Below are 15,255 nucleotides of genomic sequence, written 5' to 3' on the forward strand. Positions count from 1 at the left end.
AGGAGCGCTTCTTGCCGAGTCAATTGCCGGCAGGGCTGAAAACGGCAGCGAACGGGCCAGATCGCGAGACTGTGATCGGCGTTGGACTGCTGGACCGATGCTAGGCGCCGGCCCATGTGCCACCACGCCATCGTGTCGAAGCTATCTCTGCTTCAGCCGACGGGAGAAACGCAGCCATTTGTCCTCGACCGGCGTTGGCTGTGCGAGGATGGTGGTGAGTTCCCGAGGCAGGCTCGGAACCAATGGCTTCTTGGTCGCAACGCCATCCGTGATCGAGACCACGCTGTGGTAGAATTCGGCGCCTGAAAGCGATCTCGGCGGCACGGCCTCGTGCATGACGCTGATGACCGTCACATCTGGGCAATTGTCCTTGATCGCCTGGTGGAAGGCGATTTTTCCGTCGGGATCGAGCGCGCCGGTCGCTTCGTCGAGGAACAGCAGTCCCGGTTGCTGCAGCAAAATGCGGGCGACAACCAGCTTCTGCTTCTGGCCGCCGGAGAGAACCTGATCCCAGATCTTTCCCTCGCGGCTTTCGTTGGCCATGTGTTCGATGAAGTCGCCAAGGCCGGCCCTGTGCAGCGCCGATGCGACCTGTGTATCGGAGTGATCGTGCTCGGAGCCAGGCAGGCAGGCCAGTTGCTTCAGCGAGACCTGCTGCAGCTTGACCTCCTGGGCGGCATAGAAACTCCTGACGCTCTCCGGGAAGACGATGGTGCCCCGGCCATAAGGCCAAAGACCATTGATCGCCTTGATCAGCGAGGTCTTGCCGCAACCGGATTCGCCCTTGAGGAATGTCCATTCGCCGCGCCGGAAGCGCAGATTGGCGGCGCTGAGGAACGGCGATGCGTCTTCGCCCTGATGCGCCAGTTCGAGCTTCTGGATGGTCAGGCCGAAGACCGGGTTCTGACTGGCATAGCGGAAATCGGAAAGGCCGGTCTGCCGGTAGAATTCCTGCGGATGCTGGACGTCTTCAATGGCGTTTGCGAGCTCGGTCACACGCTGGCTGTTGGCCCGGAGCGCCGCGATGGCAGGCATGACATGGATGAACCACGAACATTGGCTGATCAGCGAATTGACCATCTCGGAGCCGGTTATGTAGCCCTTGAGATCGAAGCCGTTGTGGATGAAGGGCACGAGGCCCGGCCCGTAAGCGACAATGCGGGCGCCGATGAAATTATAGATCAGCTCGAACGAATTGTAGCTGGTGTTGACAATGTTCAATCGTGCCCAGGTGCGGTCGATGTCGACATAACGCTGGCTGTGCATCGTCCTTTGCACATCCTCGCCGCGCGATGCGGCGACATGGAAGCTGCGGCGCAGGAAAGTGGTCAGCTCGCCGCGATAGCTGCCTTCGGCCTGCTGCATCCTGACGTTGAGCCGTTCCAGCAGCTTGCCCAGTTTGACCGCGATCCAGGTATTCAGCGGCACATACGTGGCGACCGCCAGAAAGGCGAGGACGGCACTGCCGTAGCTGCCGAGGAACTCCAGCCCTTTGACCTCAGCTGAGTTTTCAATCAGTTTCTGGCCAACGAAATATAGCGAAGTGGCCACGGCCAGAACACCCATGGCAAGGCCAATGGCGCCGCCGGTCATGTCCTTGATCGATTCCTGGATGCGCTGGTCGATGTTGTCGGGAGCGGCGGAGCCGGACGAGCCATGCTGGGCATGGAAATGCGTGTGATTGGGATCAAGCAACGCTTCGTTGAAGCGGCTGTCCAGCCAGCCGCGCCATTTGCGATGCAGCGTCGTGGAAACCAGGGTGCGAATGCCGGTAAAGCCGGCGTCCTTGAGCACAACCAGAAGGACAAGTATGCCGGCATTGGTCAGCAGCGACCGAAGCGGCGTGGTGTTTGCCGCATCGTGGAAAAAGGCGATCGAGTTGACCAACTCGCCGGATGCTTCGGCGAACCAGACGCCGGATTTGCTGGAGAGCGCGGTGAGCAGCGCTATGATCAGCGTCAGCGTCCAGGCTTCCTTCCAGCGATCCGAGAACCAGTAGGCCCGCATCAGCCCCCAGAAGCTGCGCATGGAGGACACCGGCGTCAGGGGCGACTGTCTCTCGACGTCGCGAAGCCATTTTTCCGATATTGAGTGTCGCTCTGGTCTACCGACCCGAATCACAATCCCGCCCAAACCTTTTTAGTTTTGTTACGAACAGTAACACCAATTGATCATTTTCTATTAATTTTTCTCCGGCTGCAGCGGATTGACCTGACGGCCGTTGCCGTGAAGCAACAGATTACGAGGCTGCAACGTCGTGTGATCAATGGTCGAAAGGCTGATTATCCTTATAATTTCAGAGAGTTGTCAGGTGGCACGCAGAACACCAGACGTCTTACCTTGGGGAAGCTTCTCACACGGTTTTGTGAACGTCATCATCCACTCGAAGAACCAGGACTCTCGCTTTGAGCTGACGGAAACAGCCGAAAATGGCTTGGGATGATTCGGCTTTTCCTCACGTCACCGCTCATACCGAGGGGCGATACGTGACCGGAAAAGTATTGCCGCACTCGGTCAAAGCGGCCCGCCGGAGCGACATGCGTCGTCGGCCAACTGCGCGGGCAGCAATGGCCATGATTTCCTCGTCAGCGCGGCCAAGAAGGGGGAGGGGCTCAGTCGACCTTTTCCAACTCGCCCCGCGCCTTGGCCGCCGCCACCTGGCGAATGGCGTCGGTGAGCGTGTAGGCGTCCTGCGCGCCCATCACCGCATATTTGTCCTCAAGCAGGAAGCACGGCACGCCGGTGATGCCCATGCGCGAAGCGGTAGCGATTTCTGTCCGCACCGCGTCGACATCGGCATCCGTCGGCAACAGCGTTTCGACCACGGACGCATCCATGCCGGCCTCGCGGGCCGCTTCAATCAGCACGGCGTGATCGCCGAGGTTGGCGCCTTCCTCGAAATTCAACTGGAACAGGCGGCGCACCAGCCGGTTCTGCACGGCTTCGCCGGCGGCACCGGCCCAGCGAATGAGGCGATGCGCGTCGAGCGTGTTGGGCGCGACCTTGATGGCGTCGAAGGCGAAGGAAATCCCTTCTGCTTCGCCCAGCGGCTCGATGCGGGCATGGATCTCACGGATGCGCTGTTCGCTGCCGAACTTGGCCATCATGTATTCGCGGCGATCCTTGCCTTCTGGCGGGATGGTCGGATCGAGCTGGAACGGCCGCCAGCGTATATGCACCTCGACATCGCTCGCAGCGGCGACGGCCTTGTCCAGCCGCTTCTGGCCGATGAAACACCATGGGCAAACGACGTCGGAGACAACGTCGACCGTGATGGAGTTGTCGGCGCTCATGGTCGTCTCCTTGGCTTGCCTCAGTTGGGCTTCCGCCACCAGGTCGGCAGCTGATAGCCGAATATGGGTGTCTTTTCAGGATGTTCCAGATAGGCCCAGTAAGCGAGCCATTGCTGCGCGTTGTATTGCATGGGCACCATGTAATTGCCTGAGATCAGCAGCCGGTCGAGAACGCGGACGGCAGCGACATAATCTTCCTTGGTCCGAGCATTCAACATCGCGTTGATCGCAGCGTCGACAGCAGGATCGGCGACACCGGCGAGGTTGAACGATCCTTCGGTCTTGGCGGCGGCGGATCCCCAGCGCCCGAGTTGCTCGATACCGGGCGACAGCGAGTTGTTGAAGCCGCTTGTTCCGATCAGCATCTCGAAATCGAAGCGCTGCTTGCGAGATTGGATCTGGTCGCCGTCGAGGCCGCGGATGGTGACGTCGATGCCGATCTTCTCCAGCGTGCGCTGGTAGATGGCGGCGAGGCGTTCTTCGTCCTGTGACGCCGTCAGGATCTCGAAGCCGAAAGGTTTGCCCTCGGGATCGAGCATTGCGCCGTCCTGCACGGTGTAGCCCGCGCCTTTCAACATGTCGAAGGCAGCCTTCAGCACTTTGCGGTCCTGGCCCGAACCGTCAGCGACAGGCGGCCGGTAGGTGCCGTCCATGACATCGGCCGGCACGCGGCCAGGGAAGGGCGCCAGAAGCGCCTTTTCCCGATCGTTGGCCGGGTGGCCGAGCGCGGAAAGCTCCGAATTCTGCCAGTAGCTCATGGTGCGCGTGTATTTGCCGCCGAACAGATTCTTGTTGGCCCATTCGAAGTCGTAGAGCATGCCGAGCGCGTGCCGGACGACAGGGTTGGAAAACTTCGGCAGCCGCGTGTTGAACAGGAAGCCGTTGACGACAGGCGGAATGCCCATGTCGAAGGTCTCGGCGATCACCTCACCCTTGTGGAAGGCCGGGAAGTCGAGATCGCGCTCGCGCTTGACCGGATCGCTGTCGTCGTCGATGGCGCAGATGCCTTTCTTGAACGCCTCCTGCTTGGCGTTGGCGTTGAGGAAATATTCGATGGTGATCCGGTCGAAATTGTCGAAGCCGCGCTTCGAAGGGATGTCCTTGCCCCAATAGTCCGGATTTCGCTTGAAGACGATGCGCTGACCGGGCTGCACCTTGTCCACCGTGTAGGGGCCGCTGCCGATCAGTGGCTTCAGCGTCGTCCTGTCGAAGGTGTCCTTGTCGAAAGCGTGCTTCGGCACGATCGGCGTCAAGGCGATGATCAGCGGAAATTCGCGATTGGCCTTGTCGTTGAAGGTGAAGCGCACGCTGTGCTCGCCGGTCTTCTCCAGCTTGGCGATCATGCTCATGCGATCGCTGTAGGGTGGGCGGCCCTTGTCGGTGAAAACATCATAGGTGAACAGCACATCTTCCGGCGTGACCGGCTGGCCGTCTGACCATTTTGCCTTGGGATCGAGGTGGAATTCGATGCTCTTGCGCTCCGGATCCATGTCGGCGCTGCTGGCGAGCAAGCCGTAGAGGCTGAAAGGCTCGTCATAGTTGCGCTGCATCAGCGGTTCGAAGACCAGATTGCCGTAAATCGTGTCGATCATGCCTCGCGCGGTCGTGCGCAGGCTCTTCAGGATGAACGGGTTGAGATTGTCGAAGGTGCCGACGACGCAATAGGTGATGCTGCCGCCTTTCGGCGCATCGGGATTGACATAGTTGAAATGCGTATAGTCGGCCGGCAGCGCCGGCTCGCCCTGCATGGCGATCGCATGTTTCGGCTCGGACAGCGCCGGCTGGAGCGAAAGGGTGACAAACGAGATCGCAGCGAGCAGCCAAACAAGAATGCGGCCCATGACCGTCTCCTTACCGGGTCGGCTTGATGATTCGGTGCGCACACTAGCATGAGGCGGCCGCGCGACAGCCAATCGCGTCTTCAAGAATTGCGGCTATCGGGCTGGATTCGGCATCGCTTGCAGTGTAACACGCCGTCCGAAGTCATTCTGTTGCCTCATTTCGGCAACAGGTAGCTGGACCACACGGCGCGAAGAAGCCGGTCCCCGGGATCATTTGAGAGGAAGTGCACGACATGACGAGCCTGAACAGCAACGCATACCGCCTTTCGGCCATGGCCGCTGGCGTGGTCGGCTTTCTGGTCGCCGGGCTTCCTGCTGCCTCCGCGCAGCAGCAACAGCAGATCCCGCAAGGCTGGTTCAAGGCCTGCACCAAGCAGGAAGACGTCGACATCTGCAATGTCCAGAACATCACCACCGCCGGCAACGGCCAGCTCATCACCGGCGTCAGCCTGATCGAGTTGAAGGGCAAGGTGAACCGCAAGGTGTTCCAGGTCACGGTTCCGACCGGCCGCCTGGTTCCTCCCGGTATCGGCCTCCAGATCGACACCGGCAAGGCGCAGAAGCTCGACTATGTGATCTGCTTCCCCGACCGCTGCGTGGCGGAAGTGCCTTTGACCGACCAGCTCGTCGCCTCCTTCAAGAAGGGTTCGAACCTGACGCTCACCTCGGTGAATTTCCAGAATCAGCCGAACCCGATCAAGATCGCACTGACCGGCTTCAGCGGCGCCTTCGATGGTCCGCCGCTGCAGCAGTCGGACATCGAGGACCGGCAGAAGAAGCTGCAGGATTTCGTCGCCAAGAACAACCAGGACTTCGCCAAGAAGCTCAAGGAAGAGCAGGACAAGGCAAAGACCGCCAACTGATTGGCGCGTTCTCGGACAAGGAAAAAGCGGGGCATGTCCCCGCTTTTTTCGTTTTTGGCCGATTCCCGAGTATCGTCAGTGTCTTAACTGGCGTTTCGGCTCGTAGCGGCCGTCCGGGCGTTTGTCGAACATCTCGCCGATCTGTGGATGCCGCACCGGTTCGCCAGACTGGTCCTCGAGCAGGTTCTGCTCGGACACATAGGCAATGTATTCCGTTTCCGAATTCTCGGCGAGCAGATGGTAGAACGGCTGGTCCTTGCGCGGCCGTGCCTCCGCGGGGATCGCCTCGTACCACTCTTCGGTGTTGGCAAATTGCGGGTCGACATCAAAGATGATGCCGCGGAACGGAAACAGCCGGTGGCGAACCACCTGTCCGATCGAGAATTTGGCCGTTTTCATCGTACTCACCACTTAAGTCTCAGGCGTGCCCCGCGCTCTTTGCGCAAAAAGACGCTCTAAGACCTTGAATCTACGCACTATGCCACCAAAAATCGAGCCCGACTTTAGGGCTGATCTCCGCTCTATTTGGCGCATGCGCCGCCTCAATTCAATCCCGGGGCGCTTGACGCGCGGTTAAGCAACGGGCTAGCCCGGCCCAAGGGTTTCAGCCAGCGTAAAAATGTCAGACGTCATCGGTCTCGTTCTTCCGTTCTTCGGTTTGATTTTCATGGGCTTCCTGGTGGCACGCATCACCAGGCAGCCGCTGGAAGCGCTCGGCTGGATGAACACTTTCATCGTCTATGTCGCGCTCCCGGCCCTGTTCTTCCAGCTGCTCGCCAAGACGCCGTTCGAGCGGCTGACGGAATGGAGCTTCATCCTCGGCTCGGTGCTGTCGACCTACGCGATCTTTTCACTGATGTTCGCATGGTCGGTGCTGACCTCGCGAGGCGAGATCGCGCAATCAACGATCAAGGCGCTTGCCGCTTCCTATGGCAATATCGGCTATATGGGACCGGGGCTTGCGCTGCTGGCGTTCGGCAAGGACGCCGCGGTGCCAGTGGCTTTGATCTTCTGCTTTGAAAACATCATCCATTTCGCCGTCGCGCCGATGATGATGGCACTTTCCGGCGACGACAAGACATCCCCGTCGCAGCTCGTTCTGGGCGTTCTCAGGAAGATCGTGCTGCATCCGTTCATCATTGCGACCGCCTTGGGCGTGGCTGCCGCCTATGTCGGCTTTCGCCCGCCGGAACCGGTCGAGCGTTTCCTCGATTATCTTTCCGGCGCCGCGGCGCCCTGTGCCCTGTTCGCCATGGGCGTCACCCTGGCGCTAAGGCCACTCAATCGCATCCCGCACGAGCTGGCCTTGATAGCGGCGCTGAAGCTGATCCTGCACCCGTTGCTCTGCTATGTCGTGCTGAGCTGGATCGGCAATTTCTCCGAAACCTGGATTTTCTCGGCTGTGCTGCTGGCGGCCTTGCCGACCGCAACCAATGTCTTCGTCATCGCCCAGCAATACGGCGTCTGGGTGCAGCGTGCCTCGGCCAGCGTGCTGATCACCACTTGCCTCTCGGTCGTGACGGTGACTGGGCTGCTCTACATGATCCGCCATGGTGTGCTACCGGCGGACCTGTTTCCTTAAGCCGCCGGCAAGCGCGGCAAAACCGCTGCCGGGCCGCAACCCCTCGCGCATGAAGAAGGCGCGCAGCGGCGCGAAGCCGCCAAGCACGCCAAGGCCGGCGCTGCGCGCCAACTGGGCCGGCAGCATGTCCGAGAGCAGCGACCTGTTCAGGAGATTGACCGCGCTGCTACGCGCCAGAATGTCGGGCCGGCGCCTGAAATCGTAGGCCGCGAGCGCCTTGACCGCACCAGGGTCATCCTTATTTTTGCAAGCGATTTCAATCAGATCGTCGATATCCCTGATGCCGAGATTGAGACCTTGCGCGCCGATCGGCGGAAACACATGCGCGGCCTCGCCGACAAGCGCCACCCGGTTGCGCGCAAAACGACGGGGCGTCACGCCCGAAAGCGGGTAGACCTGCCGGCCGGGCTCAACTGACACCCGGCCCAACATCGATTGCATTTGTTGTTCGACCCGCATCGAAAGCGTGGCGTCGTCCAGCGCGGCGAGTTCCTTTGCCGTCTCCGGTTCCACCACCCAGACGAGGCTGGACCGGTGGCCGGGCAGGGGGACCTGGGTGAACGGGCCGGTTTCGGTGTGGAATTCGGTCGAGGTGAAAGCGTGCTCGCCGCGGTGGCCGAAATTGAGAACGAGCGCCGCCTGCGGCAGGGACCGGGCCGATGTCGAGATGCCGGCGGCCTCGCGGGCCGGCGACAGGCGTCCGTCGGCGGCGACCGCCAGCGATGCCGTGACCTCGCTGCCATCGGCGAGAATGGCATGGGCATGACCGGCATCGAGCCGCCACGTCTCGACCATGGATTTTCGCCATTCTATACCGGAGTGCGCCGCAACAGCCTTGGCGAGTGCCGGATTGAGCGCGCTGTTGGGCAGGTTCAGCCCGAACTCATCCTCGCCGATCTCGCTGGCGCGAAAAGTGACCACCGGACTGCGCACCAACCTGCTGGTTGCATCGACGATACGCATCACCTTGAGCGGTGCAGCCTTTGACCTCACCTCGTCGAGAACGCGCAACCGCTCGAGTATTTTCAGGGCGGGGTTCATCAAGGCCGTCGTGCGGCCATCAAGGCCGCCGGCCTCGGGCCCGACCAACGTCACGGCGAAGCCGGCGTCGGCAAAACCGAGCGCTGCGATCAGCCCGGCCGGGCCACTGCCGGCAACCAGTATCGGCGCTGTCTTCTGATGGTCCAAATTCGGCTTCCGGGTCACGATGCAGGCTCATCGGCCTGCCAGCGGATATAGGTCAGATCATGCGGCTTGATCAACGTGGCGATTCGGCCCATTCGATTGCCTTGGCGGCAGCGTTCGTTGGGCGCCGGCTTCGGAGGGGTGCGATACTGCTTGTCTGGGCAGCCGCCCTGCTAGTAGTCTCGGCATGAGCGGGGGAGAATTCAATGGCGGACCGGAGCAGGGCGAGGAAGAGAGAATCCGTTCTCTCCGGCCGCAACTGGAACCTTGCCGGCATCTGCAAGCCGGACTGGCGGACCTCGTGAGCAAGAAGACAACGGCCAGGAAAATCGCCGAGCGGATTCCGATGCCGAAGAAGAAGGTCACTTGGCCGCAGGCGCGCGCTTTTTCGGTCCATCTCTTGACCGCGTCAGGCTCGTTCCTGGCTTTCCTGTCGCTGGTGGCGGCAAGCGAGGAGCGCTGGACGGCGATGTTCTGGTGGCTGGGGCTGGCGCTGTTCGTCGATGGCATCGACGGGCCGATCGCGCGCAAGCTCGACGTCAAGGAGATCCTGCCGACCTGGTCGGGCGAGCTGCTCGACAACATCATCGACTACGTCACCTACGTGCTGATCCCCGCCTTCGCGCTCTACCAGCGCGGCTTCATGGGCGAGGGCTTGTCGTTCCTGTCGGCGGCGATCATCGTCGTCTCCAGCGCCATCTACTATGCCGATACCGGCATGAAGACGAAGGAGAACTTCTTCAAGGGATTTCCGGTGGTCTGGAACATGGTGGTGTTCACGCTGTTCGTCATCGAGCCTGGACAGTGGGTCTCCTTTGGCGTGGTCGTAGCGGCCGGCATCCTGACCTTCGTGCCGATCAATTTCATCCATCCGGTGCGGGTGGTGCGGCTGCGGCCGATCAACTTGGGCATGACGCTGCTGTGGTGCGCTTTCGGGGCGCTGGCGCTGGCGCAGGCGGCTCTCGCCGCCTTCTATGACCAGATCGGCGTGCTCGGCGAACAGGTGAGCATCTTCACAAAGATCGGCATCACGATCTCGGGACTTTACCTCGCCTGCATCGGCGGTATCATGCAGCTCTTTCCAGATCTCGGCGCCAAACCTGATTCCGCGCCAGATTCCGGGAAGAACTGACCTCCAAGAGAGCCTGAGCCCCAGAGACAATGTCCAAAGCCATCCGTATCCATGCCCATGGCGGTCCGGAGGTCCTGACCTATGAGGACGCCGATCCAGGTCGGCCTGGAGCGGGGCAGATCCTGATCAGACACACGGCAATCGGCCTCAATTTCATCGATGTCTATCATCGCTCGGGCCTTTATCCGCCGCCCGGCGGTTTCCCGCTGATACCCGGTGGCGAGGCAGCCGGGGTGGTCATGGAGGTCGGCGCTGATATCGACTGGCTGAAGCCAGGCGATCGCGTCGCCTATGCCGTGAATGTCGGCGCCTATGCCGAACAGCGCGTGATCGCCGCCGACCGTGTGGTGAAGGTGCCGGACGGCATCAGCGACGAACAGGCGGCCGCCATGATGCTGAAAGGCATGACCGCGGAGTATCTCTTGCGCCGCACCTTCAAGGTCAAGGCGGGCGACACGATCCTGTTTCATGCCGCGGCCGGCGGCGTCGGACTGATCCTTGGCCAATGGGCGAAACACCTTGGCGCAACGGTGATCGGCACCGCCAGCTCAACCGACAAGATCGAGCTCGCCAAGGCGCATGGCTTCGACCATGTCATCAATTACCGCGAGCAGGATTTCGTCGCCGGCGTGCTTGCCATCACTGGTGGCAAGAAGTGCGACGTCGTCTACGATTCGGTTGGCAATGATACGTTTCCGGCCTCGCTCGACTGCCTGAAGCCGCTCGGCATGTTCGCCAGCTTCGGCCAGTCGTCGGGGCCAATCCCGCCATTCAGCATGTCGTTGCTGGCGCAGAAGGGCTCGCTGTTCGTGACGCGGCCGACTTTGTTCGTCTACAACGCCAGGCGTGAAGACCTCGAGGCGTCAGCTGCCGCGCTGTTCGACGTCGTGCTCAGTGGCGCGGTCAAGGTCAGGATCAACCAGCGCTACGCGCTGAAGGATGCCGGCAAGGCACATGCCGACCTTGAAGGGCGCAGGACGACCGGGACAACCGTTCTCGTCCCCTGACCTCGGCTTTTTGAGGGGTTGCTCTTTACCCCTTGAGTTTCCGCTGAAATTCTTGAAGCTCTTTCAAGACGCGTGCCGCTTTCCGACGGGAGCCGGCCACGCATACCATACTGGCGGGAACACAGAACATATCTGGCAAACCAGATGGGAGGCACTGTGAGTGCAAATCAGGACGGCGCAAACCTGCTAGAGGTTCGTGGCCTTACCAAAATATTCGGCACGCTGACGGCGTGCGACCATGTCGATCTCAACATCGCCAAGGGCGAGATCCACGCGCTGCTCGGCGAAAACGGCGCCGGCAAGTCGACGCTGGTCAAGATGCTGTTCGGATCGCTGGAGCCCAATTCGGGCGAGATCTTCTGGAACGGCCAGGTGGTCCGGATCGCCAACCCCGGCTTTGCCAAGAAGCTAGGCATCGGCATGGTGTTCCAGCATTTCTCGCTGTTCGAGGCGCTGACGGCTGCCGAGAACATTGCGCTGTCGCTAGATGACGGTTCGCCGATCAGCACGATCGCCGCCAAGGCAAGGGCGCTTTCCTACAGCTATGGCCTGCCGCTCGACCCGGAATCGCTGGTCGGCGATCTGTCGGTCGGCGAGCGCCAGCGCATCGAGATCATCCGCTGCCTCCTGCAAACGCCACAGTTGATCATCCTCGACGAGCCGACTTCGGTGCTGACGCCGCAGGAAGCCGACAAGCTGTTCGAGACGCTCGAACGACTGCGCTCGGAGGGCAAGTCGATCCTCTACATTTCGCACCGGTTGGAAGAGGTCAAGCGCATCTGCGACCGCGCCACTGTGCTGCGCCACGGCAAGGTGGTCGGCCATTGCAACCCGCGCGAGGAAACCGCCGCGTCGCTGGCGCGCATGATGGTCGGCAATGAAGTCAAGGCCGTGGTGCGTGCCCCGGCCGAGGGTATCGAGACCGCGCAACCGCTGCTGGAGATCCGCGCGCTCAGCCGCAAGCCGGCGACGCCGTTTTCAATCCCGCTGAAAAACATCAACCTCAATGTGCGCGCCGGCGAAGTGATCGGCATCGCTGGCGTCGCCGGCAACGGCCAGGGCGAGTTCTTCGAATCCGTCTCCGGCGAAGTGCTGCAGCAGGATACGGCCTCGGTGCGCATCCGCGGCAAGGACGCCGGTGGCCTCGGCATCACCGGCCGGCGGCTGATGGGTGCCGCCTTCGTGCCCGAAGAACGGCTCGGCCATGGCGCGGCACCGCGCATGAAGCTTTCAGAGAACCTGCTTCTGTCGCGCCATGCCACCGACGGCAAGGTCTTTGTCGGCGCCGGCGGCATGGTCAAAAGCGAGGCGATCTATAGCGCCGCTCAGCGTATCATCAAGGCAATGGATGTGCGCAAGAGCGCGCCTGATCCGGAGGCGGCAGCGTTGTCGGGCGGCAATCTGCAGAAATTCATCGTCGGCCGCGAGCTCGACCGCAAACCCGGGGTCATGGTCGTCAATCAGCCGACCTGGGGCGTCGACGCCGGTGCCGCCGCCCACATTCGCCAGGCGCTGATCGAGCTGGCGCGCAGCGGCTCGGCGGTGCTGGTCATCAGCCAGGATCTCGACGAACTGTTCGAGATATCGGACTCGATCGCGGTCATGCACAATGGCGCACTGTCCAGACCACTGCCGATTGCCGAGGCCACCTTCGAAAAGATCGGACTGTTGATGGGCGGCGCCGAGCCCGGCCACGCCGAACACACTCTGGAGACGGCATGATGCGCCTCGAACTCGTCAAACGCCCGCAGCGCTCGGCGCTATTCTCGGCGCTGTCGCCCTTCATAGCATTCCTGCTGACGATCATTGCCGGCGCAATCATGTTCGCTCTGCTCGGCGTCAACCCCTTGAGTGCATTTGAGATTTACTTCATCGAACCGATCAGCCAGGTCTGGCAGCTGCATGAACTGGCGATCAAAGCAGCGCCCCTGGTCCTGATCGCGGTCGGCCTCTCGGTCTGCTACAGGGCCAATATCTGGAATATCGGTGCCGAGGGCCAGTTCATCCTTGGCGGTATTGTCGGCTCGATGATCCCGGTGCTGTTTCCGCAGTTCGAAGGGCCGCTGGTGCTGCCGCTGATGCTTTTGCTCGGCATGGTCGGCGGCGCCGCCTATGCGGCTATCCCGGCCTTTTTGAAGACACGCTTCGGCACCAACGAGATCCTGACCAGCCTGATGCTGGTCTATGTCGCCCAGCTCTTCCTCGACTGGCTGGTGCGTGGTCCCTGGCGCGACCCGCAGGGCCATGGTTTCCCGCAGACGGTGCAGTTCAACGACTCGGCCATCCTGCCGGAATTGATGCCGGATTCCGGGCGGGCAAACTGGGGTTTCGTCTTCGCGTTGGTCGCGGCTGTGCTGATCTGGATCTTGATGAGCCGGATGCTGAAGGGCTTCGAGGTCCGTGTGCTCGGCTCGAGCCCGAGGGCAGGGCGCTTCGCCGGCTTCGGCTTGAACCGCATGGTGTTCTTCGCCTTCCTGCTGTCGGGTGCGCTGGCTGGGCTTGCCGGTATCTCGGAAGTCTCGGGCGCCATCGGCCAGCTGCAGCCGGTGATCTCGCCCGGCTATGGCTTCACCGCCATCATCGTGGCGTTTCTCGGCCGGCTCAATCCGCTCGGCATCGTCGCCGCCGGCCTGGTGCTGGCGCTGACCTATCTCGGCGGCGAGGCGGTGCAAAGTGCGCTCGGCATCTCCGACAAGGTGGCGCGGGTGTTCCAGGGCATGCTTTTGTTCTTCGTGCTCGGCTGCGACACGCTCATCCACTACCGCATTCGCCTGATCGGCTTTGCCGCTCCCAAACTCGAAGCCACGCCGAAACTGGAAGAGGCCCGCTGATGGACATCACCGTCAACATCCTTCTGACCATTGCCACCGCGGCGACGCCGCTGCTGATCGCGGCGATCGGCGAGCTGGTGGTCGAGCGCTCCGGCGTGCTCAATCTCGGCGTCGAAGGCATGATGATCATGGGCGCCGTCGGCGGCTTCGGTGCCGGCTATCTCACTGGATCGCCCTGGATCGGCCTGCTGGCGGCGATCGCGCTCGGTGCGCTGTTTTCGCTGCTCTTCGCCGTCATGACACTGTCTCTGGCCACCAATCAGGTGGCGACCGGCCTGTCGCTGACGCTGCTCGGCCTTGGCCTGTCCGGCATGATGGGCACCAGCTTCGTCGGCCAGCCCGGTCAGCGGCTGCCCAACCTCGACATTCCCGGCCTGACCTCGCTTCCCGTCGTCGGCAGGTTGCTGTTCGGCCAGGATCCGATCTTCTACATCTCGATCGCGCTGACCGCCGCCGTCATGTGGTTCCTGTTCAAGACCCGCACTGGGCTCACTTTGCGCTCGATCGGCGACAGCCACACATCGGCGCACGCGCTTGGCATCCATGTCATCCGCTACCGCTATCTCGCGGTGATCTTTGGCGGCGCCTGCGCCGGCCTGGCCGGCGGCCATCTGTCGCTGGTCTATACGCCGCAATGGGTGGAGAACATGACCGCCGGGCGCGGCTGGATCGCGCTGGCGCTGGTCGTGTTCGCTTCCTGGCGGCCATGGCGGGTGCTGGCCGGCGCCTACATCTTCGGCGCGGTCTGGATCGGCCAGCTCCACGCACAGGCTTTTGGCATTCCGGTTCCCTCGCAACTGCTTTCTTCGCTGCCCTATCTGGCAACCGTGGTGGTTCTCGTTCTAATCTCGCGCAACAAGCGTCTGACGATGATGAACACGCCGGCTTCGTTGGGGCAGCCATTCGTTCCGGATCGTTGACAACAATAAAAGACGGGAAGCTCCAAGGCTTAACTCAGAGAGGTAACACAATGAAAAAACTGCTAATTGCCCTGATGACGACGACGGCCGCGTTGTCATTGGCGGCGACCGCCGAAGCCCAGGAAAAGCTGAAGGCGTGCTGGGTCTATACCGGCCCGATCGGCGATTTCGGCTATTCCTACCAGCATGACCAGGGCCGTCTGGAGGTGGAGAAGGCACTCGGCGACAAGGTCGAGACCGCCTATCTCGAGAATGTCTCCGAAGGCCCCGACGCCGACCGCGCCTTCGAGCGCCTGGCTCGCGAAGGCTGCAAGATCATCTTCGGCACCTCCTTCGGCTTCATGGACCCGGAGGTGAAAGTCGCCAAGAAATTCCCCAAGGTGATGTTCGAGCATGCCACCGGCTACAAGACGGCGGACAATCTCGGCATCTACAATGCGCGTTTCTATGAAGGCCGCTACGTGCTCGGCCAGATCGCGGCCAAGGAATCGAAGGCCGGCGTGGCCGGCTACATCGTTTCCTTCCCGATTCCCGAAGTGGTGATGGGCATCAATTCCTTCATGCTCGGCGCGCAGTCGATCAACCCGAACTTCAAGGCCAA

Annotated in this window: 13 protein-coding genes; 8 read left to right on the forward strand and 5 right to left on the reverse strand. The window is 61.7% G+C overall.

Translation table 11 applies throughout. The features are described from left to right. Positions 1–141 precede the first annotated feature (141 nt). The 3 genes from C9427_RS03310 to C9427_RS03320 form a co-directional block, all read right to left on the reverse strand. Positions 142–2,028: an ABC transporter ATP-binding protein/permease gene (locus tag C9427_RS03310; RefSeq protein ID WP_167434228.1), complete on the reverse strand. Its 1,887-nt coding sequence runs from the start codon at positions 2,026–2,028 to the stop codon at positions 142–144. Positions 2,029–2,612: 584 nt separating this feature from the next. Continuing rightward, complete coding sequence (locus C9427_RS03315; RefSeq protein WP_107647794.1) at positions 2,613–3,293, reverse strand: DsbA family oxidoreductase; 681 nt, start codon at positions 3,291–3,293, stop codon at positions 2,613–2,615. Positions 3,294–3,313: 20 nt separating this feature from the next. Further along, positions 3,314–5,134, reverse strand: a complete 1,821-nt coding sequence (locus tag C9427_RS03320; protein ID WP_107647766.1) for an extracellular solute-binding protein — start codon at positions 5,132–5,134, stop codon at positions 3,314–3,316. A gap of 233 nt (positions 5,135–5,367) precedes the next feature. On the opposite strand from C9427_RS03320, the gene C9427_RS03325 reads away from it, so the two are divergent. Further along, entirely contained in the window at positions 5,368–5,997 is a 630-nt protein-coding gene (locus C9427_RS03325) for an invasion associated locus B family protein (RefSeq protein WP_097573991.1), read from the forward strand. 75 nt (positions 5,998–6,072) lie between these two features. Here the strand turns inward: C9427_RS03325 and hspQ are convergent, their stop codons facing one another. Then, positions 6,073–6,396 (reverse strand): heat shock protein HspQ, encoded by a 324-nt coding sequence (gene hspQ, locus C9427_RS03330; RefSeq protein ID WP_165779681.1) that lies wholly within the window; start codon positions 6,394–6,396, stop codon positions 6,073–6,075. A gap of 220 nt (positions 6,397–6,616) precedes the next feature. Here hspQ and C9427_RS03335 point away from each other — a divergent pair, with 220 nt between their 5' ends. Beyond that, a complete protein-coding gene (locus tag C9427_RS03335; RefSeq protein ID WP_107647767.1) occupies positions 6,617–7,579 on the forward strand; it encodes an AEC family transporter in 963 nt (320 codons plus the stop codon). Here the strand turns inward: C9427_RS03335 and C9427_RS03340 are convergent. Then, positions 7,556–8,767 (reverse strand): UbiH/UbiF family hydroxylase, encoded by a 1,212-nt coding sequence (locus tag C9427_RS03340; protein WP_107647768.1) that lies wholly within the window; start codon positions 8,765–8,767, stop codon positions 7,556–7,558. The two genes, C9427_RS03335 and C9427_RS03340, sit on opposite strands and share 24 nt — an antisense overlap. Before the next feature lie 343 nt (positions 8,768–9,110). On the opposite strand from C9427_RS03340, the gene pcsA reads away from it, so the two are divergent. From pcsA to C9427_RS03370, 6 genes are all read left to right on the forward strand, one after another. Beyond that, the gene (pcsA, locus tag C9427_RS03345) at positions 9,111–9,896 is read left to right on the forward strand and encodes a phosphatidylcholine synthase (RefSeq protein ID WP_208636335.1); all 786 of its coding nucleotides are present in this window, start codon (positions 9,111–9,113) and stop codon (positions 9,894–9,896) included. Positions 9,897–9,925: 29 nt separating this feature from the next. Further along, complete coding sequence (locus C9427_RS03350) at positions 9,926–10,903, forward strand: quinone oxidoreductase family protein (protein ID WP_107647769.1); 978 nt, start codon at positions 9,926–9,928, stop codon at positions 10,901–10,903. Between the two features lie 144 nt (positions 10,904–11,047). After that, positions 11,048–12,625 (forward strand): ABC transporter ATP-binding protein, encoded by a 1,578-nt coding sequence (locus C9427_RS03355; protein ID WP_167434230.1) that lies wholly within the window; start codon positions 11,048–11,050, stop codon positions 12,623–12,625. Further along, entirely contained in the window at positions 12,622–13,734 is a 1,113-nt protein-coding gene (locus tag C9427_RS03360) for an ABC transporter permease (protein WP_107647770.1), read from the forward strand. The genes C9427_RS03355 and C9427_RS03360 overlap by 4 nt, the downstream gene beginning before the upstream one ends. Continuing rightward, positions 13,734–14,654, forward strand: a complete 921-nt coding sequence (locus C9427_RS03365; protein WP_107647771.1) for an ABC transporter permease — start codon at positions 13,734–13,736, stop codon at positions 14,652–14,654. The genes C9427_RS03360 and C9427_RS03365 overlap by 1 nt, the downstream gene beginning before the upstream one ends. 50 nt (positions 14,655–14,704) lie before the next feature. Further along, positions 14,705–15,255: BMP family ABC transporter substrate-binding protein (locus tag C9427_RS03370; RefSeq protein WP_146172490.1), on the forward strand; the 551-nt coding region annotated here is incomplete at its 3' end.

It is taken from the genome of Mesorhizobium helmanticense (assembly GCF_003034915.1).
GTDB classification, from domain to species: domain Bacteria; phylum Pseudomonadota; class Alphaproteobacteria; order Rhizobiales; family Rhizobiaceae; genus Mesorhizobium; species Mesorhizobium helmanticense.

Bases quoted from the DNA above. Each gene is read 5' to 3' on its own strand.
- C9427_RS03310 (WP_167434228.1), bottom strand. From the start codon at position 2,028: ATGCGCAGCTTCTGGGGGCTGATGCGGGCCTACTGGTTCTCGGATCGC.
- C9427_RS03315 (WP_107647794.1), bottom strand. From the start codon at position 3,293: ATGAGCGCCGACAACTCCATCACGGTCGACGTTGTCTCCGACGTCGTT.
- C9427_RS03320 (WP_107647766.1), bottom strand. From the start codon at position 5,134: ATGGGCCGCATTCTTGTTTGGCTGCTCGCTGCGATCTCGTTTGTCACC.
- C9427_RS03325 (WP_097573991.1), top strand. From the start codon at position 5,368: ATGACGAGCCTGAACAGCAACGCATACCGCCTTTCGGCCATGGCCGCT.
- hspQ (WP_165779681.1), bottom strand. From the start codon at position 6,396: ATGAAAACGGCCAAATTCTCGATCGGACAGGTGGTTCGCCACCGGCTG.
- C9427_RS03335 (WP_107647767.1), top strand. From the start codon at position 6,617: ATGTCAGACGTCATCGGTCTCGTTCTTCCGTTCTTCGGTTTGATTTTC.
- pcsA (WP_208636335.1), top strand. From the start codon at position 9,111: ATGCCGAAGAAGAAGGTCACTTGGCCGCAGGCGCGCGCTTTTTCGGTC.
- C9427_RS03350 (WP_107647769.1), top strand. From the start codon at position 9,926: ATGTCCAAAGCCATCCGTATCCATGCCCATGGCGGTCCGGAGGTCCTG.
- C9427_RS03355 (WP_167434230.1), top strand. From the start codon at position 11,048: ATGGGAGGCACTGTGAGTGCAAATCAGGACGGCGCAAACCTGCTAGAG.
- C9427_RS03360 (WP_107647770.1), top strand. From the start codon at position 12,622: ATGATGCGCCTCGAACTCGTCAAACGCCCGCAGCGCTCGGCGCTATTC.
- C9427_RS03365 (WP_107647771.1), top strand. From the start codon at position 13,734: ATGGACATCACCGTCAACATCCTTCTGACCATTGCCACCGCGGCGACG.